The organism is Candidatus Competibacteraceae bacterium (assembly GCA_016713505.1).
Lineage (GTDB): Bacteria > Pseudomonadota > Gammaproteobacteria > Competibacterales > Competibacteraceae > Competibacter_A.
In genome coordinates, this window is the sequence record JADJPA010000001.1 from 1382949 (window position 1) to 1394983 (window position 12035).

The window sequence follows — 12035 nt, forward strand, 5'->3', positions numbered from 1 at the left end:
ACTTCACACAAACCCCCGAGCGGGCTGCGATAACCCGATCGGGGCGGTTATCCAACTCGCGCGGCGCCAGCGGCTGCGGCCTTCAGCGGCCAAGACCGCCGCCGGCAGCCTGCCGGAGCGCGTCGCGCGGCTTAATGACGCTCTGATGGCTTTTCAAAAAGTATCGAAATCGCGCTCGGTGTGCGGGTGGCGCTGGAGACGCAACACATGAGCCGGCATTCGATGCGGGTTGAGCTCCACATAATTGTGCGCGCCGTTCCAGACGTAATTCGCGCCCGTCAACAGATCGCTTACCTGGTAGGGCTGTTGCGGGTCGATGCCCAGAGCGTCCAGATTCAGGTTGGTCCAACCCGACTGGGTATAGTTGGGGTCCAGATTCACCACCACCAGGATAACGTTGGTGAGATTGTCGGTCGCTTTGCTATAACAAATCAGTTGGTCGTTGCCGATTTCATGGAACCGCAAGCCGCGGTCCGCCTGTAGCGCCGGATTGCGCTTGCGGATGCGATTGAGCAGCGCGATGAAATCACGCAAGCTGTTGGGACCGTCCAGCTCCTTGAACGCCCGATAGCGCAACTGATACTTCTCGGAATCGAGATACTCTTCGCTGCCGTGCTTGATCGCGATGTGCTCCATCATTTCGTAAGCGGGCCCGTAGATGCCGTAGTTGGCGGTCATGGTCGCCGCCAGCACCAGCCGGGACATGAAAGCCGGCCGGCCGCCGAATTGGAGATAGTCGGTCAGAATGTCTGGGGTGTTCGGCCAAAAATTGGGCCGGAAGTACTCACGGCCCGGCCCTTGCGTCAGTTCGTTTAGATACTCGGTAAGCTCCCATTTGGTATTGCGCCAAGCGTAATAGGTATAAGACTGGGTGTAGCCCAGCTTGGCCAGCCGGTGCATGACCTTGGGTCGGGTGAACGCCTCCGCCAGAAAGATCGCGTTCGGGGTGGTTTTCTTGATGTCGGCGATCAGCCACTCCCACATCGCGAACGGCTTGGTGTGCGGGTTGTCGACCCGAAAGATCCGCACCCCCTGCTCGATCCAAAACTCGAAAATGCTCTTGATCTCGTCCCACAGCGCTTGCCAGTCGCCGGTTTCGAAATTGAAGGGATAGATGTCTTGGTATTTCTTGGGCGGGTTCTCGGCGTATTGCACCGTGCCGTCCGGCCGCCAGCGGAACCAGTCGGGATGCTGCTTGACGTAGGGATGATCGGGCGCGCACTGCAAGGCGATGTCCAAAGCGATTTCGATGCCGTGTTCCTTGGCCTTTTGCACCAATTGGCGGAAATCCCGCAGGGTGCCCAAGGCGGGCAGAATGTCCTTGTGGCCGCCTTCCGAGGCGCCGATGGCCCAGGGGCTGCCGACATCGTCGGGACCAGGCGTGAGGGTGTTGTTCTTGCCCTTGCGGTTGACGCGGCCGATGGGGTGAATGGGTGGAAAATACAGTACGTCGAAGCCCAGCGCGGCCAGGCGCGGCAACCACGCCTCGCAATCCTTGAAGGTCCCGTGCTTGCCCGGAGCGGCGCTGCACGAACGGGGAAACATTTCGTACCAAGTGCTGAAACGGGCGCGCTCGTCGTCGACGCTCACTTGCAACAGCTTGCTGTAATTCAGCGCCAGCCGGCGGTCGGCGTAACGGTCCATCAGCCGGGCCAGCTCATCGTCCAGACCCAACTGGCGGCGATAATCGAGGGCTTGCTCGCTGACCAACGCCTCGGCGCGCCGGGCCAACCATTTGGCGTCTTCCCCGGCGGCGCGCTGGCTGGCTCTTTTGACCAACTGCTCGCCGATGCGCAAGGCCAGCGCGATATCCTCGGGTAGAATCCAGCGGCTTAAATCATGCCGCCAGGATTTGAAGGGATCGACCCAGGCCGTAACGCAATACTCGTAAGAACCGAGCTCCAGGACTTGGAATTCACCCTGCCAGCGGTCGTTGACCAAGGCGCGCATCGCGCTTTCGCGCCAGGGGGCATCGCCCGTCCGGCGGTATTGCAGGACGCACGATAAGGCATCGTGGCCGTCGGTGAAGATATCCGCTTCCACCATCACCACATCACCCACCGTCCGCTTGATCGGGAAACGCCCGCCATCGATTTCCGGGCTGACGCCTTCGATGACGATGCGTTTCCGGCCGTCCGCCGCGTCCGAGATCGGCTCCAGGGTTGCAGCGGTGTCCGCTCCAGCAGCCGAGACGGGTTCGACCGGCGCCTCCGTCACGGTCCCTGCCGGAGCGGCGCTCTGCGCCGGAATAACGGTCTTTACCGGAGCGACGGTCTCTGTTGGCGCGGCGGCCCCCGTTGGAGAGATCGCGGAGACCGGCGCGGGTTCGGTGGGAGTTAGGGCTTTTTCGTCCGTCACAGGCTTTTTGATCATACCGGTTATCCTCGTTCTTGCTGGCTTGGTTCTCGTTATGACGCCGCTCGCCGCCGCGATCCGGACAAGCAGCCGGCTGTGGTTCGCGGTCTGAGGTGCTAAAGTTAGCGTTCCATGCGCTGGTAAACGGCGATCAGCTTCTATTTATCCTGCTTATTATGACGGTTTTTTAGGGCGGTGCCTAAACCTTAAATCCGAGATGGAATCCCCTCGCCGAAAAACCCGTCAGATCAGAACGTCCATTGCTGTCACGGAGTGAATATCCAAAATGAGCCTGCAAGATGTCATTGAAAACGCCTTCGAGCGTCGTGGTGAGATCAGCCCCACCAACGCCCCGGCCGAGCTGCGCGAGGCGGTCGAGGAAACGCTGGGCCTGCTGGAACTGGGCAAGGTGCGAGTCGCCGAGAAGCGCGGCGAGACCTGGACGGTCAATACTTGGTTGAAGAAGGCCGTCCTCTTGAGCTTTCGGCTGAACGAAAGCGCGATCATCCGCGATGGCTACACCAATTATTTCGATAAGGTGCCGCCCAAGTACGCCGCCTACGGCGAGAACGATTTCCTGGCCGCCGGAGTTCGCATCGTGCCGCCCGCCGCTGCCCGGCGCGGTTCCCACATCGCTTCCGGGGTGGTGCTGATGCCTTCCTTCGTCAATATCGGCGCCTACGTCGATTCCGGGACCATGGTCGACACCTGGGCCACTGTTGGCTCGTGCGCTCAGATCGGCAAGAACGTCCATTTGTCGGGTGGGGTCGGGATCGGCGGCGTGCTGGAACCGTTGCAGGCCAGCCCCACCATCATCGAAGACGACTGTTTCATCGGCGCCCGCTCCGAAGTGGTGGAAGGCGTGATCGTCGAGCGCGGTTCGGTGGTGTCGATGGGGGTTTACATCGGCCAAAGCACCAAGCTTTACAACCGGATGACCGGCGAGGTGAGCTACGGTCGGGTGCCGGCCGGCTCGGTGGTGGTGCCGGGCGCTCTGCCCGCCGCCGACGGCAGCCACAGCTTGTACTGCGCCATCATCATCAAGCAAGTGGACGAAAAAACTCGCGGCCGGGTCAGCCTCAACGAATTGTTGCGCGATTGATGACGGAAGCCGTTTCAGACGACGGACTTAAAGCCGGTGCAACGGCGAGCCCTGTCAACGGCTCCAGCATCGTCAGCGGCAACGCCCGAAACGCGCCTGCCGCGGGAAGAACGGGTGTTGTCCGCCGCCTCGCTGGCGGGGTTTTCGCGGCTACCCATCACACCGAACGCCGAACATCCTGCTGAGGCGATACGAGCGCTTTACTCATGCTGGCAACTTTGGAGCTCGCCCTTGATCTGATCGGCCGACCTTCGGTCACCCCCGAAGATGCCGGTTGTCAGACGGTGCTGATCGCTCGTCTGGAAGCGCTGGGCTTCCGGGTGGAACGGCTGCGGTTCGGCGATGTGGAGAATTTTTGGGCGCGCTTTGGCGATTCCGACCCGCTGTTCGCGTTTGCCGGTCATAGCGATGTGGTGCCGCCCGGCCCGCTGGAGCGCTGGCGATCACCACCCTTTGCACCGACCGTGCGCGATGGCGTTTTGTACGGACGCGGCGCGGCCGATATGAAAGGCAGTCTGGCGGCGATGGTCACCGCCTGCGAACGCTTCCTTGCGGCGTGTCCGCAACCGCGCGGCTCCATCGCCTTTCTCATCACCAGCGACGAGGAAGGCGCGGCGGTCGAGGGCACCGTTAAGGTGGTGGAACGCCTGGAAGCGCGCGGCGAGAAGATGCGCTGGTGTCTGGTGGGCGAACCGTCCTGCGCCAAACAATTGGGCGATACCATCAAGAACGGCCGGCGCGGCTCGCTGAACGGCCGGCTGCTCTTGCGCGGCGTGCAGGGCCATGTCGCCTACCCGCATCTGGCTCAAAACCCCATTCACGGGGTTGGGCCGCTGCTGGCCGCGTTCGTTGACGAGGTATGGGATGAAGGCCATGCCTTTTTCCCGCCGACCTCGTTTCAGATCTCCAACCTCCGTGCCGGCACCGGTGCGGTCAACGTCATCCCCGGCGAGCTGGAGCTGCTGTTCAACTTTCGCTTTTCGCCGACGGTGACGGTCGAACAACTGCAAGAACGCATCCGACTGATCGTCGAAACCCGCTTGCTGAACGAGGAAATCAAGACCGGCCAGGTGTTTCAGTACGATTTGGATTGGACCCTATCCGGCCCCCCGTTCTTTACTCCACCGGGTGATTTGGTGGCCGCCGCCCGCGCCGCCATCCGCGCCGAAACCGGCCTGGAGTCGGAACTATCCACCAGCGGCGGCACTTCCGACGGTCGCTTCATCGCCCCGACCGGCGCGCAAGTGATCGAGTTCGGCCCGCTCAACGCCACCATTCACAAAATCGACGAGTGCGTTCTGGTCAGCGATCTCGACCGGCTCAGCCGGATTTATGAGGGCATCTTGAGCCGCTTGCTGGGTTGAACTCCTTGCTGGAGCGGCGGCCTGATAGCAAACTGGGTTCTTATCCACAAACGGATGCTTGCATCGCGAGTCACGGCTCAAACAGGCGCGATCCATCATCCGGCCTCAGCATACCGCAGCCACGGGAGGATGAAGCGATGCAACAACGCGAACTCGACAGCACGGGATTGCATTTCAAGGCGATCGGCCTCGGCGCCATGCCGCTGTCCATCAGCGGTCGGCCGGATGAAAAACAGGCGTTCGAAGTCATCCAAGCCTTCATCGACGGCGGCGGTGATTTCATCGATACCGCCAACGTCTATTGCCTGGATGATAGCGACATCGGCCACAACGAGCGGCTAATCCATCAGGCGCTCGGCCAGATCGGCGTCGGCCATCAGGTCATGGTCGCCACCAAGGGCGGCTTGCGCCGGCCTGGCGGAGCGTGGGTCACCGACGGCGATCCCGACTGGCTGCGGCGGTCTTGCGAGCGCAGCCTGCACGCGCTGCGAACCGACTGCATCGGCCTCTACCAACTGCACGCCGTCGATCCCAAGGTCGATTTCCGCCGCTCGCTGGAAGCGCTGATCAAATTGCAGGAGGACGGCAAAATCCGCCACATCGGGCTTTCCAACGTCAGCGCGGAGCAATTGGAAAGCACCTTGAGTCTGACCTTGATCGCCTCGGTGCAAAACCGTTGCAACTTGTTTGACAAGCGCGATTTTCACAACGGTCTGATCGATTTTTGCCAAGCCCGGCAAATCACCTATATTCCTTACAGTCCGGTCGGCGGCCATAACGGCCATACCCGACTGCTGCGGGAACCGTTGTTGCTGCAACTGGCCGCCAAATATGAAGCCACCCCACACCGCATCGCTTTAGCCTGGCTGTTGCACAAGGGCCAACATATCTTACCGATACCCGGCGCGAGCAAACCCGCCAGCATCCGCGACAGCTTGCAAGCGGCAAATTTGGCGTTGAGCGCTGAAGATATCGCCGCGCTCGATCAGTTGCCCGACCGCTAGGGTTCCGCGCCGAGCCGGGGCCGATCGGACTCTCCTAACCCTTAGCTCGACGTACCTTCATGGAAGCCGCCCTGGAACCCGCCGTCATTCTGGTGCTGGGCGGCGTGGCTCTACTGGCGGGTTTCGTGGATGCCGTGGCTGGGGGCGGCGGAATGCTGGTCATGCCGGCTTTGCTCAGCACCGGGATGTTGCCACATCTAGCAATCGGCACTAACAAGCTCATTGGTACTTTCGGCACCTTCAGCGCCTCTTTGACTTTCATCCGCAAGGGCCTGTTCCAACCGGCGCTATGGTGGGCGATGAGCTTTGGCACCTTTGTCGGCGCGCTGCTCGGCGCGGTGCTGATCTATTTGCTGAGCGCCGGCGTGTTGAAAAAGCTGCTGCCGCTGGCGATCTTACTGGCGGCGGCTTATTTGATTTGGCCGCATCGGACTTCATCAGCGCACGCTGGCGCGGAACCGGCCGAGCACGCGCCAGCCGGCCAGCGTGGGATCAAACTGCTGACCGGAAGCTTGATCGGTTTTTACGATGGCTTCATCGGCCCCGGCACCGGCGCGTTTTGGATGGCGGCGGCCGTGAAGCTGTTTCGGCTGGATCTGGTGGCGGCGGCGGGCGTGGCGCGCTTCATGAACTTCATCAGCAACCTCACCGCGCTGCTGACCTTCATGATTTTCGGCAACATCGATTACCGCATCGGCCTGACCATGGGTTTGACGCTGATGGTCGGTTCGTTCATCGGCGCTCACAGCGCCATCCGCTACGGCGCGCCGTTCATCCGGCCGGTATTTCTCATCGTGGTGGTGCTGACGGCGGGGCGATTGCTGTTAATAAGCTAAGCTCGCCCCCGCTATCAGCCCATTTTCAAGCCGATAAAAAACCCGGCGCAACCCCCCAGCCCCGCCCCGCCAAGCCCTGACAAGTTTGCCAATAGAAACGCGCCAAATCGATTGGCGGCGCTGCTGCCTTTCTCGACCGCGTGAGTCAAGTCCGAACCGCTGATCGTTATCAAACCATAATATCCGGCAACGAATAGGGCAACGATGGACAGCCCCAACAGAAATAAGCCGATTTTTAGTGTTTTTTTCGTGAAATAACCGACCGCCATTCCCATCAGAAATGGAGCGCCGACATTGATCAGCAGAAACGAGCCGCCATCATTCATATCATTTTTCAATCGCCTACGCTGACATCCAAACCTTAGCCGCGAAACGCCAAACCATAGCCCACGCCATCCGCCGTCCCGTTAGCGCGGGCGTGAAGCGTTTATGGTAACACCTTGAGTCAAGCCGAACCCACGTTGGGTCGCTCTTGTCGCGCGAGCATGGGCTGGCTGGACGAAAGCTTCCCACCGAACGAATCGCCTTGTGAATCAACAGCTTGCCACACAAGATCGAAGCGGTCAAAGCCGGTTACGGCCTCGCGCACTTGTTCTGTTTCCTGGCCGAGCGCGAACCCGGACTCGTCCGCCTGACCGAGCCGGAGCCGCTGTTCGATACCGACAGTTGGCTGCTCCGCCCTCCGAATTTGCGGCAGATCGCGCGTTCGCGCGGTGCTGGACTTCATCGTACAATGCGCGACCGCCGACCCGTTGCTGCAAGGCGGCCCCATTGCACGGGAAACGCGGACTATTTTCTCGCCCTGCGACAGATGACGGCATCAAACTGCCAGAATCCAGCAGAAACACCTTTTAAAAAGCCTTCCGTTGAATCCAAGGCTATACTTTCTCCCTAAACTCGCTTGGTCTGGGAACGATCAAGCGCTGGTGACACGCTCGTTCGAGGCTGCCAAGCGTTCCACGGAATGGTACGCTGGCGTCTGAAACCTCATCCAAAAAATCCGGAAAACTTTAACAAACGTAACGCCGAGGAGCAGAGTTAATGGAGATCATCCAAACAGATGTTGCAATCGTCGGCGCGGGAGGAGCGGGGCTACGCGCCGCCATCGCGCTCGCGGAGGCTGATCCCAAGCTGCGGATCGCCCTGATTTCAAAAGTCTACCCGATGCGCAGTCACACTTGCGCGGCGGAAGGGGGCGCGGCCGGCGTCATCAAATCCGATGACAGCCTCGATCTGCATTTCAACGACACCGTGGGCGGCGGCGACTGGTTGTGCGATCAGGACGCGGTCGAATACTTCATCAACGAAGCCCCCAAGGAACTGATCCAGCTCGAACACTGGGGCTGTCCGTGGAGCCGCGAGCCGGACGGCTCGGTGGCGGTGCGGCCGTTCGGCGGCATGAAGATCAAGCGCACTTGGTTCGCCGCCGACAAATCTGGCTTTCACATCCTGCACACCTTGTTCCAGACCTCGCTCCGGTTTCCGTCGATCCAGCGGTTCGACGAATACTACGCGCTCGACCTGATGGCCGACGACGGCCGCTGTTACGGGCTGACCGCCCTGGAAATGCGCAGCGGCCAGATCCGGCACTTCGAAGCGGGCGCGGTGATCATCGCCGCCGGCGGCGCGGGCCGGATGTTCCCGTTCACCACCAACGGCGCGATCAAGACCGGCGACGGCATGGCCCTGGCCTATCGCGCCGGCGCGCCGCTCAAGGACATGGAATTCGTGCAATACCATCCCACCGGCTTGCCGAACACCGGCATTCTGCTGACCGAGGGCTGTCGCGGCGAAGGCGGCATTCTGGTCAACAAGGACGGCCGCCGCTACCTGCAAGACTACGGCATGGGACCGGAAACCCCGGTCGGTCAGCCGGTGCTGAAAACCATGGAACTCGGCCCGCGCGACCGCTTGAGTCAAGCCTTCTGGCACGAACAGCAGAAAGGCAATACCGTTTCCACCAAGTGGGGCGACTGCGTGCTGCTGGACATGCGCCACCTGGGCGAGAAGAAGATCAACGAGCGGCTGCCGTTCGTGCGCGATCTCTCGATCAGCTACCTCGGCATGGACCCGGTCAAGGAACCGATCCCGATTCGCCCGGTGGTCCATTACTGCATGGGCGGCATCCACACTGACATCAACGCCGCCACCCCGTTGGCCGGCCTGTTCGCGGCGGGCGAATGCGCCTGCGTCAGCATCAACGGCGCCAACCGGCTCGGCTCCAACTCGCTGACCGAACTGCTGGTGTTCGGCCGCAAGGCGGCGATGAGCGCCATCGCCCATCTCCAGTCCGCGCCGGGCACTAACAGCGCCGGCGCGCTGAACGCCAAGGCCCAAGAGTCGGAAGCGCGGATCCGGGCGCTGTTCGACAAGAGCGGCGGCAAGGAATCCATCTCGGGCCTGCGCAAGGAAATGATGCACACTCTTGAGGAAGGCGCGGGAATCTACCGCACCGGGGAGCGCCTGGCCGCGACCTGCGACAAACTCTCCGAACTGCGCCAGCGCTACGCCAACATCGAATTGCACGACAAGAGCAACGTCTACAACACCGACCTGCTGCAAGCGCTGGAGTTGGGCTCGATGCTCGACTGCGCCGAAGCGGTCGCCGTGGGCGGGCGCGACCGTAAGGAATCGCGCGGCGCGCACCAGCGCCTCGACTTCACCGCGCGGGACGATGCCAATTTCCTCAAACACAGCTTGACTTACTATCACCCCAAAGAGCCACCGCGCCTTGAATACCTCGACGTGGTGATCACCAAGTCCAAGCCCGGTGTGCGCGATTACTCAGGAGCCCACAAATGAGCGAACGCCAGATTCAACTGGAAGTGCTCCGCTACAACCCGGAGACCGATAGCGAGCCCCGGTTTCAGACCTACAGCGTACCCTGTCTGAACGAGTGGGTGGTGCTCGACGCCTTGAACTACGTCAAGGACAACCTCGATACCACGGTAAGCTACCGGTGGTCATGCCACATGGCGGTCTGCGGCAGTTGCGGCATGATGATCAACGGCGAGCCCAAGCTGGCTTGCAAGGCGTTCATCCACGAATACCCCGACAAGATTCGGGTCGAGCCGCTGATGCATTTTCCCATCGAGCGCGATCTAGTCACGGTGGCCGAGGATTTCATCACCAAGTTCGCCAGCGTCAAGCCGTACCTGATCCCCAAGGAAGACAAACCGGTCAGCGCCGGGGAATTCAAGCAATCGCCGGCCGAACTGATGAAGTTCAAGCAATACACTCTGTGCATCAATTGCATGTTGTGTTATGCGGCCTGCCCGCAGTACGGTCTGGTCCCGGAATTCCTCGGCCCGGCGGCCATCTCGATGGCGCACCGCTACAACCAGGACTCCCGCGACGGCGGCCGGGACCAGCGTCAGGAAGTCATCGCCTCCCATGAAGGCGTTTGGGAATGCTCCTTCGTCGGCGCCTGTTCGGAAGTGTGCCCCAAACACGTCGATCCCGCCGGTGCGCTCCAGCAAGTCAAAGTGGCGAGCACCATCGACTGGTACAAAGAACACTTGATGCCGTGGGGGAAAAAATGAGCCGCAAACCCTATATTCGCGAAATTCCCAAGACGAGCTGGTTTTTCCGCCAACCGCGCTACATGCGCTACATGGCGCGGGAAGTGACCTCGTTCTTCATCGGCGCGTTCAGCATCTTGCTGGTGGTGGCGCTCAAACGGCTGTCACAGGGGCCGGAAGCGTTTCAGGGATTTTTGGACGCGCTGCACAGCCCGTGGGGCGTCCTGTTTTGTCTGGCGACGCTGGTGGCGGCGGTGTACCACAGCACCTCGTGGTTCAACGTGACGCCGCAAGCCATGCCGATCCAACGGGGTGAGGAATTCGTGCCGGGCAAGATGATCGTCGGCGCGCATTACGCAGTCTGGGCGGTGGTTTCGCTGATCGTACTGTTTATGGGGATCTGAACATGGCCAAATCCAACAAACCGATCGTGTGGGGATTGTTCGCCGCCGGAGGAACGGTCACGGCGTTCATTACCCCGATCCTGGCGCTGCTGGCCTTGTTCGCGGCGATGCGCTTCTCTCCGAGCCTGTTCACCTACGAGCACATCCACGCTTTTGCCGCTCACTGGTTGGGCAAGCTGATCATTTTCGGCGTCATCACGCTATCGTTGTGGCATGCCGCGCACCGCTTCCGCATTACGGCATTCGATTTCGGCGTCCGCGCCGATCTGGTGGTGGCCACGATCCTGTACATGATCGCGGCCATCGGCACGGTTTCGACAATTTTTTCGTTGTTGTCCATCTAAAGCGGGCGACGGGATCGCGCTTTCGCGTTATCCTCTCGCGCCGTTGCGATCACCGCGTCCCGCGCGCTGTCGCGGGGCGCGCGGTCGCCTCATCCGCCGCCGATCTTATTAAGGACGATCACTGCATCACCCAGCCGTTCTCAATGGAGGCCCGACACGCCGTTTCGAGGCCTCAAGCGCCTTTATTCGCGCCGGCGGTTGGAAGCTGGCGAAAAGCTTCGCATACACGGTGATTAGGTAAATCAGAATGAGTTCCCAACCTGTTCAAGGCGCGGCCACCCTGGACCAGTCGCTTTCGTTGAAAAACGCCGCGGATTCCGAAATCGAGAACGCGAACGCGAACGCGGATCATGAAGTCGCGCTCGACGATCCCGGCCGGGAGTTTGACCATCCTCCGGTGCAGGTGCCACCTTATCTGCAAGAAACCTATTGGTGGGCGTACATCCATCCGGCGGCGGTGCGTTTTTTCGAGCGGCAATGGTTGGTCAATCTGATTTTGTGGGGCAATTTCACGCGGCTGCGCGATCTCGCCTTGGACGAATTGGGTCACTCCATTCGGGGCGACATCCTGCAAGTCGCCTGCGTGTACGGCAATTTCACCGAATATCTGATCAAGCGGCTCGACCCGACCGCCCGCTTGGCGGTGGTGGACGTGGCGCAGGTGCAATTGGAGAACTTGAAAAACAAGTTGCCCGATCCCTCGCGCGTTACGCTGCACCATCAGGATTCGACCCATCTGCGCTTCGCCGACGCCAGCTACGATTCCGTGGTGGTGTTTTTTCTGTTGCACGAACAACCGGAAGAGGTGCGCGCTCAAACCATCGCGCAAGCGCTGCGGGTGGTTAAACCCGGCGGTAAGGTCGTTTTTGTCGATTACCATCGTCCGAGCGCCTTCAACCCGTTCCGTTACGTGATGACCGCCATCCTGACCACGCTGGAGCCTTTCGCCATGGATTTGTGGCGGCGGGAAATCAGCCACTGGCTGCCCGAACGCCATCGCGGCGCGAAGATTGACAAACAAACCTATTTCGGCGGGCTTTATCAGAAAGTGGTGATTACGGTCTGAGTCCGCCGGCCGCGGCGCCGGTCGTAGCGGCCCGAAGGC

The 12035-nt window shown here is 60.9% G+C and carries 12 protein-coding genes; 9 read left to right on the forward strand and 3 right to left on the reverse strand.

Annotated features, from left to right (window positions below):
• Window positions 1-153: 153 nt before the first annotated feature.
• Window positions 154-2373, reverse strand: coding sequence for a DUF3416 domain-containing protein (locus tag IPK09_06305; GenBank protein ID MBK7983229.1), 2220 nt, complete (start codon window positions 2371-2373; stop codon window positions 154-156).
• A 268-nt stretch (window positions 2374-2641) separates the two neighbouring features.
• On the opposite strand from IPK09_06305, the gene dapD reads away from it, so the two are divergent.
• The 4 genes from dapD (at window position 2642) to IPK09_06325 (ending at window position 6661) form a co-directional block, all read left to right on the forward strand.
• A complete protein-coding gene (gene dapD / locus IPK09_06310) occupies window positions 2642-3457 on the forward strand; it encodes a 2,3,4,5-tetrahydropyridine-2,6-dicarboxylate N-succinyltransferase (protein MBK7983230.1) in 816 nt (271 codons plus the stop codon).
• A 206-nt stretch (window positions 3458-3663) separates the two neighbouring features.
• Entirely contained in the window at window positions 3664-4821 is a 1158-nt protein-coding gene (gene dapE / locus IPK09_06315; protein ID MBK7983231.1) for a succinyl-diaminopimelate desuccinylase, read from the forward strand.
• Between the two features lie 137 nt (window positions 4822-4958).
• A complete protein-coding gene (locus tag IPK09_06320; protein ID MBK7983232.1) occupies window positions 4959-5825 on the forward strand; it encodes an aldo/keto reductase in 867 nt (288 codons plus the stop codon).
• A gap of 59 nt (window positions 5826-5884) precedes the next feature.
• Window positions 5885-6661, forward strand: a complete 777-nt coding sequence (locus IPK09_06325) for a TSUP family transporter (GenBank protein ID MBK7983233.1) — start codon at window positions 5885-5887, stop codon at window positions 6659-6661.
• A gap of 14 nt (window positions 6662-6675) precedes the next feature.
• On the opposite strand, the gene IPK09_06330 is transcribed toward IPK09_06325, so the two are convergent.
• A complete protein-coding gene (locus IPK09_06330; protein MBK7983234.1) occupies window positions 6676-6987 on the reverse strand; it encodes a hypothetical protein in 312 nt (103 codons plus the stop codon).
• Between the two features lie 119 nt (window positions 6988-7106).
• Window positions 7107-7388, reverse strand: coding sequence for a hypothetical protein (locus IPK09_06335; protein MBK7983235.1), 282 nt, complete (start codon window positions 7386-7388; stop codon window positions 7107-7109).
• 314 nt (window positions 7389-7702) lie between these two features.
• On the opposite strand from IPK09_06335, the gene frdA reads away from it, so the two are divergent.
• The 5 genes from frdA (at window position 7703) to IPK09_06360 (ending at window position 11996) form a co-directional block, all read left to right on the forward strand.
• Complete coding sequence (gene frdA, locus IPK09_06340) at window positions 7703-9463, forward strand: fumarate reductase (quinol) flavoprotein subunit (GenBank protein MBK7983236.1); 1761 nt, start codon at window positions 7703-7705, stop codon at window positions 9461-9463.
• Window positions 9460-10203, forward strand: coding sequence for a succinate dehydrogenase/fumarate reductase iron-sulfur subunit (locus IPK09_06345; protein ID MBK7983237.1), 744 nt, complete (start codon window positions 9460-9462; stop codon window positions 10201-10203). Before frdA ends, IPK09_06345 begins: the two co-directional genes overlap by 4 nt.
• A complete protein-coding gene (locus IPK09_06350; GenBank protein MBK7983238.1) occupies window positions 10200-10586 on the forward strand; it encodes a fumarate reductase subunit C in 387 nt (128 codons plus the stop codon). Before IPK09_06345 ends, IPK09_06350 begins: the two co-directional genes overlap by 4 nt.
• Window positions 10587-10588: 2 nt before the next feature.
• Window positions 10589-10930 carry a fumarate reductase subunit D gene (locus tag IPK09_06355; GenBank protein ID MBK7983239.1) on the forward strand — a complete coding sequence of 114 codons (342 nt, stop codon included), beginning with the start codon at window positions 10589-10591 and terminating at the stop codon, window positions 10928-10930.
• 247 nt (window positions 10931-11177) lie between these two features.
• On the forward strand, window positions 11178-11996 hold the full coding sequence (locus IPK09_06360) for a methyltransferase domain-containing protein (GenBank protein ID MBK7983240.1): 819 nt from the start codon (window positions 11178-11180) through the stop codon (window positions 11994-11996).
• Window positions 11997-12035: the final 39 nt, after the last annotated feature.